This is a genomic window from Haloarcula sp. H-hyl2 (assembly GCF_056934385.1).
In genome coordinates, this window is the sequence record NZ_JBRIIJ010000003.1 from 344,727 (window position 1) to 362,556 (window position 17,830).

Annotated in this window: 16 protein-coding genes; 9 read left to right on the top strand and 7 right to left on the bottom strand. The window is 63.5% G+C overall.

Annotation, left to right across the window (positions count from 1 at the left end):
• Window positions 1-12: 12 nt before the first annotated feature.
• A complete protein-coding gene (locus Hhyl2_RS18920; protein ID WP_483552355.1) occupies window positions 13-2,241 on the bottom strand; it encodes a glycoside hydrolase family 3 N-terminal domain-containing protein in 2,229 nt (742 codons plus the stop codon).
• Between the two features lie 87 nt (window positions 2,242-2,328).
• On the opposite strand from Hhyl2_RS18920, the gene yicI reads away from it, so the two are divergent.
• The 4 genes from yicI (at window position 2,329) to Hhyl2_RS18940 (ending at window position 8,303) form a co-directional block, all read left to right on the top strand.
• Window positions 2,329-4,671 carry an alpha-xylosidase gene (gene yicI / locus Hhyl2_RS18925; RefSeq protein ID WP_483552356.1) on the top strand — a complete coding sequence of 781 codons (2,343 nt, stop codon included), beginning with the start codon at window positions 2,329-2,331 and terminating at the stop codon, window positions 4,669-4,671.
• Window positions 4,672-4,739: 68 nt separating this feature from the next.
• Entirely contained in the window at window positions 4,740-5,867 is a 1,128-nt protein-coding gene (locus tag Hhyl2_RS18930; RefSeq protein WP_483552357.1) for an ABC transporter ATP-binding protein, read from the top strand.
• Window positions 5,868-5,922: 55 nt separating this feature from the next.
• The gene (locus Hhyl2_RS18935; protein WP_483552358.1) at window positions 5,923-6,702 is read left to right on the top strand and encodes an IclR family transcriptional regulator; all 780 of its coding nucleotides are present in this window, start codon (window positions 5,923-5,925) and stop codon (window positions 6,700-6,702) included.
• A gap of 1,067 nt (window positions 6,703-7,769) precedes the next feature.
• Window positions 7,770-8,303, top strand: a complete 534-nt coding sequence (locus Hhyl2_RS18940) for a hypothetical protein (RefSeq protein ID WP_483552359.1) — start codon at window positions 7,770-7,772, stop codon at window positions 8,301-8,303.
• A gap of 102 nt (window positions 8,304-8,405) precedes the next feature.
• On the opposite strand, the gene Hhyl2_RS18945 is transcribed toward Hhyl2_RS18940, so the two are convergent.
• Window positions 8,406-8,633, bottom strand: coding sequence for a DUF1059 domain-containing protein (locus tag Hhyl2_RS18945; protein WP_483552360.1), 228 nt, complete (start codon window positions 8,631-8,633; stop codon window positions 8,406-8,408).
• 436 nt (window positions 8,634-9,069) lie between these two features.
• Between Hhyl2_RS18945 and Hhyl2_RS18950 the strand changes: the two genes are divergently transcribed.
• From Hhyl2_RS18950 to Hhyl2_RS18960, 3 genes are all read left to right on the top strand, one after another.
• On the top strand, window positions 9,070-9,492 hold the full coding sequence (locus Hhyl2_RS18950) for a TRAM domain-containing protein (RefSeq protein WP_483552361.1): 423 nt from the start codon (window positions 9,070-9,072) through the stop codon (window positions 9,490-9,492).
• Between the two features lie 194 nt (window positions 9,493-9,686).
• Window positions 9,687-10,619, top strand: coding sequence for a nucleoside hydrolase (locus Hhyl2_RS18955; RefSeq protein WP_483552362.1), 933 nt, complete (start codon window positions 9,687-9,689; stop codon window positions 10,617-10,619).
• A 139-nt stretch (window positions 10,620-10,758) separates the two neighbouring features.
• A complete protein-coding gene (locus Hhyl2_RS18960) occupies window positions 10,759-11,136 on the top strand; it encodes a winged helix-turn-helix transcriptional regulator (protein WP_483552363.1) in 378 nt (125 codons plus the stop codon).
• A gap of 1 nt (window position 11,137) precedes the next feature.
• Here the strand turns inward: Hhyl2_RS18960 and Hhyl2_RS18965 are convergent, their stop codons facing one another.
• From Hhyl2_RS18965 to Hhyl2_RS18980, 4 genes are all read right to left on the bottom strand, one after another.
• Window positions 11,138-11,533, bottom strand: a complete 396-nt coding sequence (locus tag Hhyl2_RS18965) for a hypothetical protein (RefSeq protein WP_483552364.1) — start codon at window positions 11,531-11,533, stop codon at window positions 11,138-11,140.
• A complete protein-coding gene (locus tag Hhyl2_RS18970; protein WP_483552365.1) occupies window positions 11,530-13,200 on the bottom strand; it encodes a serine hydrolase domain-containing protein in 1,671 nt (556 codons plus the stop codon). Before Hhyl2_RS18970 ends, Hhyl2_RS18965 begins: the two co-directional genes overlap by 4 nt.
• Window positions 13,193-13,909, bottom strand: a complete 717-nt coding sequence (locus tag Hhyl2_RS18975) for a class I SAM-dependent methyltransferase (RefSeq protein ID WP_483552366.1) — start codon at window positions 13,907-13,909, stop codon at window positions 13,193-13,195. The genes Hhyl2_RS18970 and Hhyl2_RS18975 overlap by 8 nt, the downstream gene beginning before the upstream one ends.
• A 207-nt stretch (window positions 13,910-14,116) precedes the next feature.
• On the bottom strand, window positions 14,117-15,019 hold the full coding sequence (locus Hhyl2_RS18980) for a DUF7351 domain-containing protein (RefSeq protein WP_483552367.1): 903 nt from the start codon (window positions 15,017-15,019) through the stop codon (window positions 14,117-14,119).
• Window positions 15,020-15,180: 161 nt separating this feature from the next.
• Between Hhyl2_RS18980 and Hhyl2_RS18985 the strand changes: the two genes are divergently transcribed.
• Window positions 15,181-15,981 carry an alpha/beta fold hydrolase gene (locus Hhyl2_RS18985; RefSeq protein ID WP_483552368.1) on the top strand — a complete coding sequence of 267 codons (801 nt, stop codon included), beginning with the start codon at window positions 15,181-15,183 and terminating at the stop codon, window positions 15,979-15,981.
• Between the two features lie 610 nt (window positions 15,982-16,591).
• Here the strand turns inward: Hhyl2_RS18985 and Hhyl2_RS18990 are convergent.
• Complete coding sequence (locus Hhyl2_RS18990) at window positions 16,592-16,915, bottom strand: DUF6788 family protein (RefSeq protein WP_483552369.1); 324 nt, start codon at window positions 16,913-16,915, stop codon at window positions 16,592-16,594.
• 366 nt (window positions 16,916-17,281) lie between these two features.
• Between Hhyl2_RS18990 and Hhyl2_RS18995 the strand changes: the two genes are divergently transcribed.
• Window positions 17,282-17,740, top strand: coding sequence for a DUF7552 domain-containing protein (locus tag Hhyl2_RS18995; protein WP_483552370.1), 459 nt, complete (start codon window positions 17,282-17,284; stop codon window positions 17,738-17,740).
• Window positions 17,741-17,830: the final 90 nt, after the last annotated feature.

Sequence of the window (17,830 nt, forward strand, 5' to 3'; positions counted from 1 at the left end):
AGATTGTGGTGGCTACGCCGACTCGACGGTGACGTCGGCCAGTGGCGGCCTGCGGTCGGGGACGGTCGCCTCGCCGGTGAGGGCGACGGTCTCGCGGCCTCGCGTGTCCGCCGCGTTCCGGCCGACGGCGAGCGTCACATCGCCTGGCTCGACGAGTAATCTGCCGTCGTCGTGGACAGCCAGTGTCGCCATCGAGAGGTCGAAGGTGACCAGCGCACGCTCGCCGGCGTCGAGGGCGAGCCGGGCGAACCCGATCAGTTCGCGTTCGGGCCTGACGACCCGGCCACCGCTGTGGCTGGCGTACAGTTGCACCACCTCGGTCCCGGCACGGTCGGCCGTGTTCGTCACCGTAACCGAGGCAGTGACCGCGCCGTCGGTCGGCACTGCATCCGGCACGACGGCGAACCCCCCGTACTCGAAGGTCGCGTAGCTCTCGCCGTGGCCGAAGGGGAACAGCGGCGAGCCGTCGGTGAACACGTACTCACCCTGCGAGACCGCGTCCTGTCGGTACTGGACCGGCAATTGCCCGACCGAGCGCGGGAGCGAGACCGGAAGACGGCCGCCAGGGTCGGTTCCCAGGAGGACGTCGGCGATGGCGGACCCGCCTTCCTGTCCGGGCAGCCAGGCTGCCACCGTCGCGTTCGCCTGGTCCACGACATTGGGGACCGCCAGCGGGCGACCGCTCACGAGGACGACGACCAGTGGCGTGCCGGTCGCCCCGACGCGGCGGACGAGTTCCTCCTGCCGACCTGGGAGGTCGAGGGTCGCACGGTCCAGCGCCTCGCCGGCGGTCCCCGGTGAGTCCCGCTCGACGTCGATCCCCGACTGCCCGCCGACGCAGGCCACCGTGACGTCGGCATCCTCGGCGACGGCGACTGCCGCTTCGATGTCGTCGTCGGCACTCTCACGAACCCCGCACCCGCGAGCGTACGAGAGGTCGCCGACGCGACCGTCGAGTGCATCGCGTGGGGTAACCACCTCGATACCGCCGTCGGCGTTCTCCGCGCCCGCGTAGGAGTAGTTCCCCAGGAGGTTCCGTCCGGCGTCGGCGTTCGGGCCGACCAGCGCCACGGATTCGCCACCGCTCAGGGGGAGAAGCCCGTCGTTCGAGAGGAGTATCTGCGAGCGACGGGCGGCACGGCGTGCGACCGTACGGATCCCGGCGGTCCCGAACGGGACCGACGCTGGCTCCGGAGGGTCGAAAGCCCAGTCCTCGTCGAGCAGACCCGCGCGCTCTTTCTGTCGGAGGTGTCGTCGGACCGCCCGGTCGACGGTCGCTTCTGGCAGGTGGCCCGCACGGACCGCGGCGACGAGGCGGTCGCCGAAACACTCGGTCTCGGGGAGTTCGACGTCGACACCGGCCTCGATGGCCGCCACACCGGCAGCCTGTCGGTCCGGGACGACGCCGTAGTCCTCGGCCAGCATCTCGATGCCCCGGCCGTCCGAGACGACCGTCCCGTCGAAGTCCCACTCCTCGCGGAGCAGGTCGGTCAGCAACGCACGGTTGGCGTGGCAGGGGACGCCGTCGACGCTGTTGTACGCGGCCATCACCGAGGGTGCGCCGGCGTCGATACCCGCACGGAACGGCACGAGGTCGGCGTCGCGCATCTCGTCCAGGCACGCGGTCGGCCGCGCGCGGTTCCGCCCGCCCGCAGGACGGCCGTGTCCGACGAAGTGTTTCAGCGTCGCGTCGACACCGCTGTCAGCCAGACCACCGACGACGCCCTCTGTCATCGCCGCTGCCAGACGGGGGTCCTCGCCGAAGGTCTCCTCGGTCCGCCCCCAGCGGGGTTCGACACCGAGATCCGCCACTGGCGAGAGTGTGAGGTTGCACCCCACCGCGCGCAACTCCGCTCCGACGAGTCCGGCCACCTCGCGCGCGAGGTCCGGGTCCCAACTGCTCGCGATGCCGATGGCATGCGGGACCGTCGTCCCCTGCCGGCCCGCGTAGCCACAGAGACTCTCCTCGCGGACGAAAGCCGGAATCCCGTGCGGGGTCTCGGAACGCAAGAAGGACTGTACGTCGGCGATCACACCGGCAAGATCTGGTGGCTCCAGCCCGCTCTCCCGGCCGACGCGTGTCACGCGGCCGATACCGTGCGGAATCTCCACACGTGCGCGCTCCGGGGAGAACGAGCCGTCCTCCAGCAACGCCCCGATGCGGACGGTACCGAGCTGTGCGACCTTCGATTCGAGGGACATCGTGTCGACGAGTTCGCCGATGGCTGGGCCAGCAGACATGGGGATACCTGCCCATTGCGCGAGACGGGTCAAAAAGCCCGCCCCGACGGGTAGTTTTATTAGCCAGAGACACCCCCTCCCGATAGGATGACGAGCGAACGCATTACCGTCGCCGCCGTGGCCGAGTACACGGTCGAAGGGACCAGCGTCCACTTCGACTGTGAGATAGCAGCTCCGGAGAGAGTGACAGAGCGGACCGTTCCCGTGACACTGACCGTCTACGACCCGCGGACCTTCCGGTTCGAACTCCAGGCCAACCCCGAGGTCCCGTCCGAGAGCGAGTACCCGCCGCTCGACACGGACGCCGTCGCGACCGACCTCGATCTCGACGTGTCAGAGGCGGACGGCACGCTGACCATCGAAACCGGCGCGCTGACTATCGCCGTGGGTCTCGACGAGTGGTCCTTCGCAGTCACCGACGCCGAGACCGGCGAGATCGTCTTCGAGGAGCAGCGGTCCGACCCCGACGTCTTCGCCCGCCAGCGCGTCGACGCACTGGGGTACAGCCAGGAGGAGATCAATCACAACCCCCGCCGGATCGCCGAGACCGGGACGGCGTTCCGCCTCTCGCCCGACGAGAAGATCTACGGCGCGGGCGAGCAGTTCGTCGAGTTCGACCGCCGCGGACGCGAACTGGATCTCTGGCACGAGGAACCGCTCGGGACCGAGACCGAACGGGCCTACAAGAACATCCCGTTCCACCTCTCGACGAACGGCTACGGCCTCCTGCTCGATACCACAGGGCGCGTCCACTACGACTTCGGGAAGACCTCGACGGCGTCGGGGACCATGTCCGTCGAGGACGACGAGTTCGCCTTCGTGTTCTTCTACGGGCCGGACTTCCGGGACATCATCCAGCGGTACACCGCCGTCACCGGACGGCCCTCGCGCCCGCCCAAGTGGTCGTTCGGGACGTGGATGTCGCGGCTCGGCTACGAGTCCCGCGAAGAACTGGAGGCCGTCGCCGAACGCCTCCGCGAGGAGGAGGTCCCCAGCGACGTCCTCCACCTCGATCCGTTCTGGATGCGCGAGAACAAGTCGACTGACCTGGAGTGGGACACCGACCAGTTCCCCGAGCCCGAGGAGATGATCGCCGAACTCCGCGACGACGACTTCCGGCTCTCGCTGTGGGAACATCCCCACGTCCCCGTCGGGACCGAAGCCTTCGAAACGGGCGTCGAGAACGGCTACTTCGTCACCGACGGGACGGGCGCGCCGTACGTCATGGACCGCACCTGCCAGGGCGACTACCGCGGCGCACTCGTGGACTTCACCGACCCCGACGCTGTCGAGTGGTGGAAGGACAAACACCGCCGACTGCTCGAACAGGGCGTCGCCGTCTTCAAGACCGACTACGGCGAGTACGTCCCGGAGGACGCCGTCTTCGCCAACGGCAAGAGCGGGAAGGCGATGCACAATCTCTACCCCTATCTCTACAACGAGGCCGTCTACGAGACGGTCGGCGAGGTCAACGGCCAAGAGGAGGCGGTCGTCTGGGGGCGGTCGGCCTGGACCGGCAGCCAGGCGTTCCCGATGCACTGGGGCGGCGACCCCCAGACCAGCTGGAACGGCATGAGCGCCGCGCTACGTGGCGGCCTCTCGGCCTCGCTGTCGGGTATCGCCTTCTGGAGCCACGACATCGGCGGGTTCCAGGGCACGCCCGACGACGACGTCTACACTCGCTGGGCACAGTTCGGTCTGCTCTCCTCGAACAGCCGCTGTCACGGCACCACACCGCGAGAACCCTGGGAGTTCGGCACCGAGGCACTGGATATCTTCCGCGAGTACGCGCGCCTCCGGTACCGCCTGCTCCCGTACATCTACACTTACGCCGAGGTAGCCGCTCGGACGGGCCTGCCGGTGGTCCGCCCGCTCGTGCTGGAGTATCAGGACGACCCGTCGGTCCACCAGCTCGACACCCAGTACCTGCTGGGCGAGGACGTGCTCGTCGCGCCGGTGTTCACCGATAGCGGGACACGCTCGGTGTATCTCCCCGAGGGCGAGTGGCGCGCGTACGGGACCGACGAACGGTTCGAGGGAGGGCGCACCGTCGACGTCGACGTCGACCTCGACGAGATGCCGATCTTCGTCCGCGCGGGCAGTGTCGTCCCCGAGCGTGAACCGACCCAGTCGGTCCAACCGGGCACGCCCGCCCAGCTCGAACTGAACGCGACCCTCACCGACGAGGGCGCCGCAGGACGGTTCTACGACGACGACAGTGACGAACTGCGGACGATCACGCTCGACGCCCAGGACGGAACGCTCTCGGTCTCGCTGGACGATGTCGCTTCGGACACGGTCCGCCTGCTGGTCCACGGCAGCGATCCCGAAGCCGTGGTCGTCGACGGTGAGACGCTGACGGCCGTCGACGGGACGCCCGAGGCCGGCGAGTGGACCCCGACCGATAGTGGCCTGAAGATCGTCGTCTGAACGCGGCACGGAGGGGTGGATTTATTAATCGAGATGTTGAAGGGTGCATAACGACCCTCGGTGACACAATGGGACGCCTACAACTGAACGATCTGACGAAGGTTTTCGAATCGGGCGGCAACGACATCGTCGCAGTAAACGAACTCAACATCGACATCCGGGACGGCGAGTTCCTGGTGCTGGTCGGTCCCTCGGGCTGTGGGAAGTCCACGACGCTCCGGTGTATCGCCGGCCTCGAACGGACCTCGTCCGGCCAGATCCTGCTCGACGACCGGGACATCACACACCGCAAACCCAAGGAGCGAGACATGGCGATGGTGTTCCAGAACTACGCGCTGTACCCCCACATGTCCGTCCGGAAGAACATCGGCTACGGGCTCAAGATCACCACCGACCTCTCGAAAGACGAGATCAACGAGCGCGTCGAACAGACCGCAGAGTTGCTGGAGATCGAGGAACTGCTGGAGAAAGAGCCCGGTGACCTCTCCGGTGGGCAACAACAGCGTGTCGCGCTGGGTCGTGCCATCATCCGGGAACCCGAGGTGTTCCTGATGGACGAACCGCTCTCGAACCTGGACGCGAAGCTGCGGACGACGATGCGCACGGAGATCCAGCAGCTCCAGCAGGACATGGACATCACGACCATCTACGTCACCCACGACCAGACGGAGGCGATGACGATGGGTGACCGGATCGCCATCCTCGACGACGGGGAACTCCAGCAGATCGGGGAACCCCTGGAGTGTTACCACCGGCCGAAGAACCAGTTCGTGGCCGGCTTCATCGGCTCGCCGTCGATGAACTTCCTCTCGGTCCGCCACGACGGGACCGTGCTGGAACACGATCAGTTCAGCTACAGTATCTCGGCGGAGACCGAGGAGGCACTGGAAGCGGCCAGCCAGAACCTGACGATGGGTATCCGCCCGGAGCACATCACGCTGGGCGACGAGTCCGAAGAGAACGCTATCGAGACCACCGTCGAGGTCGTCGAACCGATGGGAGAGGTCACGTACGCGTACTTCCAGATCGGCGGCGAGACTTACACCGCTAGCATCGACGGCGAGTATCGTATCGATGCCGGCCAGCAGGTCCACGTCGTCTTCCCCGAGGAGAAGATCCACATCTTCGACGGCCAGACCGGCAAGGCGGTCAAGAACAGCGAACTCGACGAGACCGCGGACGCCGTCCAGGCCTGAAACGGCCGTTTGTTTCTCGCGAACAGTTAAGTGGTTGCTCGCTCTACGGCGAGGTATGAGCGAACCACCGACCGATTCGGGCTCGGGCCGCCGCGTACAGGCCGTCCAGATATCCTGTGATATTCTCGAGGCACTCCGGGAGAAAGACGGGGCCGGTGTCTCCGAACTGGCAGACCACCTGGGGCGGTCGAAAGCGACCGTCCACAGCCACCTCGCGACGCTCGCGGACAACGAGTTCGTCGTCAAACACGACGGCATCTACGAGATCAGTCTCAGATTCGTCGATATCGGCGAGTACGCGAAGAACCAGGTCGATATCTACGAGGTCGCGAAAGAGGAGGTCGAACGGCTCGCGGAGGAGACTGGCGAAGTCGCCCAGTTCATGGTCGAGGAACACGGCCGCGGCGTCTATCTCCACAAGGCACGCGGAGAGAACGCCATCCAGACTGCGTCCTACACCGGCAATCGGAAAGATCTCCACTGTACCGCACTCGGCAAGGCGATCCTCTCCCAACTGTCGACCGAGGAGATCGATGCGATAATCGACAGACACGGGCTCCCACAGCGAACGGAGAATACGGTCTCGTCCCGCGCTGAACTGTTCGACGCGCTCGAGTCGATCCGGGAGGAAGGCGTCGCGTTCGACGACGAGGAGATCCTCCAGGGACTCCGGTGTATCGCGGCTCCGATAGAACACCCCAACGGAGATGTCTGTGGCGCGATCAGTATCTCCGGGCCGACGAGTCGGTTCAAAGGTGACCGGTTTCACGAGGAACTCCCGGAAGTCGTGCAGGGAGCGGCCAACGTGATCGAGGTGAACGCGACCCAGGTCTGAGCGTTCGCGATGTCCAAACGGGGCTGTGTGGACACGACAGCGAAGATTCCTCTCGAGATTCGATATGGGCGATGAACTTCCCGGAGACCGGAACGTGCTATCACGACACCGTGTTTGCGAGAAGCGAACTCCGGCAGAACATCCACGAAACGCTCCATCTATACCTTTCTACGCGGGGAGGTTCCGGATCGACTGTAGTTTTCTCCGGAACTCGCACCTGGAACCGAGTACCGACCACCGACCAGTATACCGAATTCGTCGGTCTTCGGAGTGCGTTCGTAAGGGCCAAACGGGACGCTATTCCGATCAATCCGACCCGACAGAGATGTCCTCACCGGTGGCGAACTGGCCGATTCTGGGAGCGAGAGTTCCACAGGATAGCCGTCTAGAACGGTGCATACAGGTGGCCACTACAGTACCGATTGAAACGATGGACACACCGATCGCACTGCCTCGTGCGATCGGGTGTGGAGTGCTTTTCAATGGCTACGGTAACAGACCGTTGTCCAGTGTCGGTAGCATCCGCATCCCATCCCTACAATCACAGGCGTACGTATGTTACGTATATTCTGCCGCCCCATTGCTGGTGCCGTTTGTTCTCACAGTCGTACACACGTTATCTACGACGATAAACGGTTGTGTCCAATTACAGTGTGTTGCCTGGGTACGAGTATTCTTGTAGCGTGTTTCAGCCGGCGTTCGCATCTAGCAAACGAGTCTGAGCGGGGCAGTTGTTCCCCTTTCTGCCATCATATTTGGACTGTTGTATTCACACTGAATGTCCCCGCCACAGATATTTTTGTATCCAGATATATAGCTCCATATTTCGTCGTATTTTCAGTATTTGTCCCCATATATCAGATATTCTGAGATATATCAAGCGATAGGCATAGATAAAGATAGATAATTCCGAGATATTGTTCTAGAATGGGCTGATTGATAGCCATAGTTAGATTATCTTTTGATGGAGCGACCTATCGACGACCTCTCGTGGAAAAGACTGGGACGTGACGCCGTACAATTATGGTCGGTCCGGGACTATGGAACGGTATGAAAGATGGAGACAGGTGTTCTCGAACGAATCCAGTTCCCGAATCAGCCCCGAGGACCCGACGCTATCGATACGGGGGCACGTCGGCGGAGACGTGACCGACGATTGGTCCCGGCGACGCGTCATCCAACTGGTGGGTGCAGTGCTAGCGCTGAGTGGCTGTACGCAGCGAGAGAGAGAGGCGCCGACAGTGACACCCGCTCCGATACCGACCACAGAGACCCCTGGAAGGGACTCGCCAGCCGATCTGGTCGTCCGCAACGAATCACCCTACAGGCGCTCGGTCGTCCTGACGACGCGTCGAGGTCAGACGGTCCTCTTCGAGAGGTCCGTTACTGTCCTTGGCGGCCGGGGAGAACGATTCACGGATGTGATAACCCGGGGTACGGATACGTCTGATACAGCCGACGACCTGCGTATCACGGTGTCGCGGACGACGGGTGAAAAGTTGGGGGCCACAGACGTCCAGACTACAGGGCTGGACACCGTGATTCTGACACTCCTCCCCGACGCCGTAGAATGGGCGATTGTCGGGACTGCTCACCAGTGAGAGGTGTCTCTCGTAGCCATCGAAAAGCACTGCACACCCGACCGAACGATGGCAGTGCGATCGATGTGTCCATCGTTTCAATTGGTACTATACCGAGACTGATCAGACAGTTTTCATGCCGTCTCTGACGTCACCCTCGGACGGGGACATGTCGTGATACTCTTGAGCATGATGTTGTACGAGTTCGATGAGCTCGTCGTCGTTCTCGGACCGTACCTGAAATTCACACGCACTGCAGGAGTATTGGTGTGCCATGTTGGCACCCTGCACCTTCGGGGGCGCGGGTATAGTTATCATCCTGCTACCCCCCGGTAGGGCAAAGTTCATCATACGCCGATCCTGTTTGGTGTCGGACTACTGTACCAGTCGTTTCCCTGATCAGACAGGCCCGGTCCTCGACCCACGTAGCTTCTCGCATCTCGGAAAAGTCCGTACTGGGTTCGAACGGGGCGATACTCGGCAGGGCCTACAACTCATGATGGCTCCGGAGACCGGGTGACTGTAGTGCCAATTGAAACGATGGACACACCGATCGGACTGCCATCGTGTGGTCGGGTGTGCAGTGCTTTTCGAAGGCTACGATAGATCAGTTGCTCTTCGACATCACATAGTCGATAGATACGTCGTCGGCCTGCGCCAGTTCGAAACAGGGAGATACAACAACTCCAGTCGGAATCCGGGAAGTACGCCGATGCCCACGGCGATAACGTATCACTGAACTGGTTCGACTGGCAGCCGTTATTTACCAGGAGTCATACAGTGTTGTATGGTCGAGATTCCCGAACAACTCGCGTCGCTGTTCAGTGGGACGGTCGAGAAACACGACGGTCGTTATATGATCGAAGTTCCGGCGGAGGAGATCGAATTGAACGCTGTCGATTCCGAAACCACCTACCGGATCGGTGTCCTTCCGCATCCGGACGCCGCGACTCCCGAGTCAGAGACAGACCCCGAATCGACCGAACTCGAAGCCGCAGATCGGGAGCCAGGACCTCCGACACCACCTGTCGACGAGGGCGAAGTCCGGACAGTTACGATCGAATCGATCGGTGACCAGGGTGACGGCATCGCCAAGGTCGAACGCGGATACGTGGTCATCGTCCCCGAGACGGAACCGGGGCAGGAACCCACGGTCGAGGTAGAACGGGTGAAACAGAACGTCGCCTTCGCCACCGTCGTCGAGTCGTGAGTGGGGGCGCTCACCGACCGGACGAGTGATCGAATCGAGACTCTAAAGGGCGGAGATATGTCCAGTAACCAATACCTACGCTCGCGTTCATGTCGGTACTGTTTCGCTGCTCCCGAACAGTTCGACTGGATTGCAGTCGGCAGGCGACCTGTATCACACCCTGTAGTTTAGTATCCGGCTCGTGAGTCACAACTGTGTCCAGGCCATTGCTCGTCGACGCCGACCCGGGGTGCGATGATGCCGTCGCGATCCTGCTGGCGATAACACATTCGGACCTCGAACTGACGGGGATCACGACCACGCACGGGAACAGTTCGGTCGAGAACACGACCAGGAACGCGCAGGCCATCCTGGAACTGTTCGACGTGACAGCGGTCCCTGTCGCGAGCGGCGCATCGAATCCACTCCTCGCAGACGTGAATACCGCAGAGCATATCCACGGCCCGGACGGCCTCTACGGCGATCTCCCGGACCCACCGTTCGATGGCACGGTCACCGATACCCATGCGGCGTCGTTCATCGTCGAGCAGGCCAGAGCACACGACGGTGACCTCACGCTCGCTGCCGTCGGGCCGCTGACGAACGTCGCCCTTGCCCTGGCACTCGAACCGGACCTCCCAGCACTTCTGGACGAACTGCTCGTGATGGGGGGGACCGTCGCAGCGCATGGTAACGTGACACCGCTCGCCGAAGCGAACTTCCACTCCGATCCGGAGGCAGCACACAAAGTCGTCGCCGAAGCCTCACCGACCGTCGTCGGGCTCGACGCAACGCTCGATGCCACACTCCCAGCGGAGTGGATCGATGCACTAGGCGAGGAGACGGCCAGGGAGCGCTCCGTCGCAGCCTGGGTATCCTACTACGACGACGAGTCGTTGGCCCGGTACGATCTCCAGACGACTCCGATCCACGACGCGTTGCCGATCGTGTACCTCCTGGACGACGACGTACTGGAGACGACGACGTGTCACATGACCGTCGGCACACAATCGACGGTCGATCGGGGAGCGCTCGCTGCCGACCTGCACAGGGTATCCGACGAGCCACCGAACGGCACAGTCGCACTGGGCGCGGACCGGGACCGGTTCCGCGATATCGTCACAGAGACGTTAGAGCAAGTAGTGTGACGGAGTCCGAGTGTGGTAAAATGGAGTCTGCTTGGGGACGTATGTTTCGCCGAACTGCGTGTGCCGGCCTTCCTTCCCACTCCGAACTATTACCACTTCGGAGAGCGAAGTATCGACCGTCACGTGGTGAGCTCAGCCGATGAATGAGGACACCGATACGGAAGCGAGGGCGCAAGAGCCCTCCGAACACGACTGTCTCTGCCCACTGGGTGGGCTGATGGACATCCTGAGCCGGCGGTACGCCATGCAACTCGTCTGTGTGGTGGGTGCGATCGGACCTGCCAGGTACGGTGACATCGAGGACGCCTTCGGTGAGGTGAGCAGTTCGACGCTCTCGACCCGACTAGACGAACTCGTCGAGGCCGGCCTTCTCGACAGGGAACAGAACGCCGAGATCCCCCCACGCGTCGAGTACGAACTCACCGAAACCAGAGAAGAACTGCAGGAGCACCTCCAGCCGCTCGTGGAATTCGCCGAGAGTGTCGGCGGGGATCGGCCTGCCAGGGAATCCGTATAATTCAGAGCAGGCCGAGGACGCGCAGTTGCCACAGGAACCCCAGGCCGAGCACGGCGACGAGGGTCTGTGTGAGCCGTCCGACGACGGACCAGTACCCTCGCCACCACGCGATCACTGCGCTCGCCGCGGTCGACAGTGCCAGGAGGGCGACGATCGGTGCCGACGCCAGGACGACCTGCAGCGCCGGCGGTCGCGTGATGAGAGCGAGTTCGCCGTGCCGAGCGACGGCGAGAGCGATTCCGGCGACGAAGGCGAGAGCGACGAGACAGAAGACGTGGCGAATCCCTCTGGCGACCCGTGGGCCGTCTCGGAGACGTTTCAGCAGGGGGTCGTCGGAACGGGCCGCCGTATCGGGACGGCGGTCGTACTCGGACGCTGCCCGATCGGCGTCGCTCACGACTGTTCACCACCAGTATCCTGTTTCGAGCGGCCGAGCCGCCGTCGGACGGTTCGGCCACCCTGGCCAGCGAGTGCGAGTGCGAACCCACCGAGCGAGCCACCGAGTACGGCTCCCGAGACGGCTTGCCGTTCGGACGCGGCGACCGGTTCGTAGACGCCCTGCTGTGTCCGACTCACGTTCAAGGTGTCCACCTCGTCACCGTCCATCTCGAACGCGAGGACGTCACGACCACCGACCGCCCGGAAGACGTAGGGTGCTGTCTCGACCCACTCTCGGGACTCACCGCCCGTAACCCGCGTTCTGAGACGGCCTTCGTCCGTCAGTTCGACGGTGAGGCGGCCGAGCACCTCCGCGATGGCCATCGGCCCACTATCAGGGAGCATCGTGGAACTGTACTCACCCGTGACGGCCTCGGCGCGTGCTCGACTACCCTGTGTCGCTGTCGGATCGGCTGGTTCGGGCTCCGGTCGGGCGCCGAGTTCGTCGAGGATAGCCTCGGCTGTCTCCCGCAGACGACGCGGCGGCACGCTCCGGTTGACGGACAGGAAGATCCCGGTGTCGTGTGCCGGCGCGAGGACGAGCAGACTCTCGAAGTTGATGGTGGCTCCACTGTGGGCCAGCAGCCCCGACCCCGGTGCGCCGTACTCGTAGAACCCGTACCGCCAGTTGTTGACGGCGGGGTGTCTGACGTGATGGACGCTGTGCATCCGTTCGACGGTCGATGTGTCGAGTATCCGTTCGTCGTCGACAGCCCCGCCACGCAGGTGTGCACACATGAATCGCGCCATGTCCGACGCCGTCGCGGAGAGCGAGCCAGCGGGGCGCATGTTGAGATAGACCGTTTCAGCCGGCGAGAAGGAGCCACCGTCGCGGACGTGGCCAACAGCTGCGGCCCCCGGATGACTCACTGGCCGAGGCTGTGCGAACGTGCTGTGGCGCATATCGAGCGGCTCGAACAGTTCTGACTGAACGTACTTCTCGAAGGTCGTATCCGCAGTTTCGGCGACGATATGGCCTGCGAGCGCTGCGCCGTAATTGGAGTAGCCGACGGCAGCGCCTGGCTGGCGAACCACGGGCGGCCGATGCTCGACCAGTACCGTCTCCAGCGGGTCGACCCCCTCGCTGTCCCTGACGATACCTGGATCGAGCGCCGACTCGAAGCCCGCGGTGTGGGTTCCGAGGTGCCGGAGGGTGATCGAGTCGGACCCTGTCTCCGGGAGATTGACCGCCGAAGAGCCGAGATAGCGGCCGGCATCCGTATCGAGGTCGAGTCGACCGGCTTCGACACCCTGCATGACCGCCGTCCACGTGAGCAGTTTCCCGACGGAGCCGACCCGGAAGGCTGTCTCGGTCCCGCTGACCGGCGTCGACGCCGCTGCATCGGCGTAGCCGTACCCCCTGGTGAGGACCGGCCGACCGTCGGCGACGACGGCCACTGTCGCACCGGGGGTGAGATCCCCGACCAGGTCCCCGAGTTGTTCGTCGACGACGGTCTCCAGGGAGCCGATTCCCCCGGGCTGTTCCGCTGGGGGCAGGTCCGTGGAAAGTTCCGCTCCGCGACTGGCCGGGGCACCGACGATCCCGGCGAGAGCGGCCCCGAGGCCGCCCAGGAACGAACGGCGGGAGAGTGCGCGTGACACGCCGCTATCGCCAGTCTCAGACATCCTTCCCTGTCGTCGACTCGTCCTCGGGTGACGCTTCGATACGCGTGACGATCCCTGCCATCGCGGTGTGGGTCGAGCGTATCGAGAGTCCCGCGCTTCTGACGTGTGAGACTGGGTCCTGATCCCAGCGGCACCCGCGTTTCTCGTACTGAGATTCGGCGCGCCAGTCCTGGAACCGACCGATCTGTTCGACGTCGCTGCGGCCGTGTTCGAGCAGCAGGATACGGCCCTCGGGTTTGCAGACGCGACTCATCTCCCGGAGCGCGGCGACCGGGTCCGGGAAGGTACAGGTCGAGAGCGCGGAGATCACCGTATCGAAGCTGTCGTCCTCGAAGGTCAACGCCTGTGCGTCCATCTGCGTGAGCGTCCCCGACCGCCCCAGAGTGTCGAGTTCCGACCTGGCCTGGGTGAGCATCGCATCGCTGATGTCGACCCCGACGAGGTCGACCGACTCCGGGAGGTACCTGAAATTCGTGCCGGTCCCGCAGGCGACGTCCAGTACCCGGCCCTCCGCGTCGCCGAACTGCCGGCGGCGGTAGCGGCCGGTGAGGAGTCTGTCGGCCCAACTCCACCGATGGAGCCTCCCAGCGACATCGGCGTAGATGTCAGCGATGTCTGCTGCAGTCTTGTCTCTCGTCGGTGGTGATCGCTGGCCGTCGGTCGACGTGTTCGCAGGAGCCTTCTTCCCAGAGGAATCGTGCTCTATCATATCTATCACAACTGACCGTCGTCGGTTCTTTCGGATATAATTATCGGACATTTGATAATTTGTCGTGTTCCTTTCAAAATCCTCGTTGACCCGAAACCGTGGTCTGACGAACGCAGTCCGGGCTACACCGTCGGTACCACGGGCTACCGGTAACAGCAGGTCAACGGAACTTTTGTTAGAATACTGTCCGTTATCGGCATTGACCTCTCACCGACGTCGCACGCGCTCGGTCCGGACCACGGAAACTTCGTCGTCGAGCCAGACCCGCAGGGATATATCGTCGTGGCGGAATCCGAGCCGATACTCGCCTGCTCCGCTCGGATCGCGTTCTGCGCTCCAGCGCCCCTCGACGAGGTACTCGTTGAACGCCCAGGGCGGTTCCCCCAGCACGTCGAACCCGCGCTCCCAGTGGAAGGCAATAGCGGCCGGGTGGTAGGCGACGCTGTAGGTCATCGGCGCGTTGTACTCCCTGAGACAGGCCTCGCACTGGCTGGTGACGATGAACGGGTCGGCGTCGGGGAGCGGGCTGTCGGGCATGTTCTGTACCGACACAGCCAGGTGTCCGCTGCACTCGGGACAGACTCGTCGGCGGATCTGCCGGTAGTCACGGCCGGCGGTCGTCCCCACGCTCTCGACGAGCGCTTCGACGTCCCGTGTCTCGGTCTGGGCGGGGGTGACCGGCTGGCCGGTCACCTGGCGGTCACACGCCGTGCAATCGATACGAAAGAACTGGTGGACGAGACTGGCCGCCAGTGACTCGGCACCACAGAACGGACAGACGCCGTCGACTGGATGGGCGTCGAAGTTTGTGGGTTGCTCGTAGTTACCCGCCAGAATGAACCGCGCCATCCGCTCGCCCGCGTGCGTGAGTTCGTACCCGTCGTCGCCTTTCCGGACGTAGGTTCCGTCGAGTTCGCCGAGATGGTACGAGAGCTTCGACGTGTTGTCGACCGCGACGCGGTCGTAGATATCCGAGAACGAGAGCGAGATCGGGCCGGCGCCGGGCGGGTCGAGTTCGGCCTCGGCGAGGGCGATCGAGCGGATGATATCGACGCGTGTCTCGTCGGACAGCAATCCGAACAGCTCGTCGACACGGTGGTCCGACGGCATACTGTCAGTCTCTCGACCCCGGATAATCAAGGTACTGTCTACCAGTGGGTGGAGAGAGTCCGCTCCCGATCGTCGTCCGCCGTGGCTCCTGGGGTGTACTTAAACAACCTGAGTGGTGAGAGTGAGAGCTTCCCGTCCGGCCCGACGATGATGGGGTGCTCATGCAGTCAGTAACGTCTGCCGACGGGACACGTATCGCCTACGAACGCCACGGGAGCGGCCCACCAGTCGTACTCGTTCACGGGGGCTCTGCTCCTCAGTACTGGAAGCCTGTCGTCCCTCAATTGGCCGACGACTACACCGTACTCGTCCCGCACCGCCGCGGTGTCGGCGCCAGTGACGACAGTGAGGACTATTCCCTGGAGCGTGGTGTCGAAGACATCCGTGCGGTCGTCGACGCCGTCGATGGTGACCCGATCCTGTTCGGTCACTCTTTTGGCGGCCTCCTGGCCCTCGAAGCAGCGAGGGACGCCGCCGTCGACAGCCTCGTCGTCTACGAACCGGCGGTCCTCGTCGGCGAGTACAGAGAGCAGGCCTCACTCGCGTCACAGATGGCGTCTGTCCTCGACGAAGGCGACGAGCGCCAGGCGATGAAGTACTACGTCCGCGAGGTGATGCACGGCGGGGAGATCGACGACCTCGACGGATGGCTCGACGCCTGGCCAGCCTGGCCCGACATCGTCTCGCTGGCCGAGAACATCGTCCGTATCAACTACGCGATCGAACAGTATCGGCTTCCGGCATCGCTCGACATCGAATCGCCGGCACTCCTGCTGGAGGGAGCCCACGGTCCGCAACACCTGAAAGAGGGTCTCGATGCCGTCGAGACGGCACTCTCGAAGAGTCGCCGCGTGGAATTCGACGGGATCGGTCACGGCGGGCCAGGAGAGGCCCCCGACCGCGTGACCACGGTCGTCCGCAGATTTATGGAGGAAGACCCAGTCGACGCGTCGCGACCGTAACACGGCCCTGTTGTACACAGGGGAGACACGCTGTGCCACCGTCATCCTCACCAGGTACTGCAGTCAGTAACCTGCGTCGGGGTAGCTGGGCGATAGGCGCCGGGTGGATGGCCGCTGGGGCCAAAGACGAGAGGCCGCCGGCGCCCACGTCGGGATGCGGACAGTGACTGTATCGGCGCTGCTATGAGTGGCCTGTACTGCTCCCAAGAACTCCCGAGACGGTCGAAACCCAGATTTCAGTACCGATGACAAGGGGTACTGCTGAATCAAAGCGGGTGTCCGACCGACGCGATTGTCAGAGGCGGGTGTCGATTGTCGTAACGGTCGGTCGGAACCCTACCGGAAATACAGCTGCCGTGTAGAAATACGTTTTCGCGGCAGACAGTCAAGTTACGTGTTCAATACGGTCGACCCCCCGGGGGGAGAGGGGGTCGGTATAGTGTGCCTCTGACAGTTGGCCGGAGCACAGTCACGGGGCTGGTCCGGCGATTCGACGTATGGCGCCGGTTACTATCCCTATTCCCCTTTCATATGAAGAACGTACTCGCGCCGGTGTTTACAACCCAGATACGGCAGGTCACAGAACCCGCTCAAGCTACCCGCTCTCGGCCTATTCCTTCGACGAGACTGGGCCCTTGTACTGGGACTTGATCTGGTCGCCCTCGCGCCACTGCCAGTAGTAGTATCGGTTGTCGTTGATCTCCTTGACGGTGATCGTGGCCTTCGATGGGACGTCGGCGGGCCGATCCGCTGGTTGGGCCCCACTGTCGTCGGACTCGTTGTCCAGATCGCGGCGCTGCTCCCGGTCCCTGTGCTCGGCGAGTGCGTCGGCGTACTGCGCGACCGTTCTGAGTTGTGACGGTGAACACGCCGCGAGCGCGTCCACCAAATCCGACGGAACATCTCGGGGTGGAGTCGGTGGGTCCTCTGGCATCGTGTGGCGCCCTCTGTTAACCTACAGATGGCGGGAACAATAGAACTGTTGGTTAAGCCAGGTAGGTCAGCTATTCCACCGATTGTACCCACTATCCCGGCATCTCTCAAGGGCGAAAGATTCGGCCAGCGTGAGCGACCAACACAGTCCGGTCCCGATCAACACGTTCGATGGTTTCGGCCCGCCTAAATTTCGAAGACGTTTTATTGTTTTAGGCTGGCCTAACCCATATGGATCTGTACGTACAGGCGACAGTCGGACACGCGAGGTCGAAACAGATCGGGGTGCAATCCACGGGAGGGTGTGACAGTGCCCTGTGATGGCGGTCCCGCTTCGAGCGCAGCAACCGCGTCGGATACGACTGCCATGACCGAGATCGTCGACCGCGTTCGCGACGAGATCTCGGCTCTGGAAGCGTCGGACGGTTCGTTCGTAGTCGCCTGTCGCGAGTCGGGATTCCGGCCGGAACCGGTCCGGGACGTCAGATTCGAGCGATACGACGATGCCGAGACGGCCTGCCGGCTCGCACGACGATACCGGGCAGCGATGCGACGAGTCGACCCGGCCCTCGAAGCGTACGATCTGGTGGTCTCGGAGGCGACCGACACGACCGTCGAGGTCGCCAGGGTACGTGAACAGACCGACCGCCTGCGCGAGAACGGCCTCCCACAGGCACGTCAGACGGTGACGCTTGCGGGGTCGGGAAGCGACGAGTGGCTCCGGGTCGAGAACGGCGCGGTCGTCCAGTTCACCGGTCCGGAGTCGCTGCTCGACGACGAGTTCGTGACCCGCCAACTGGACTCGAAGCTCACGGAAAACTCATGACCACACTGGACACTGGATCGACGGATAGGGACTACGAGGTCGCGGTGACGTCATCCCCCTCGACGAAGGTTTAGGCGGTGCGAAAAATAA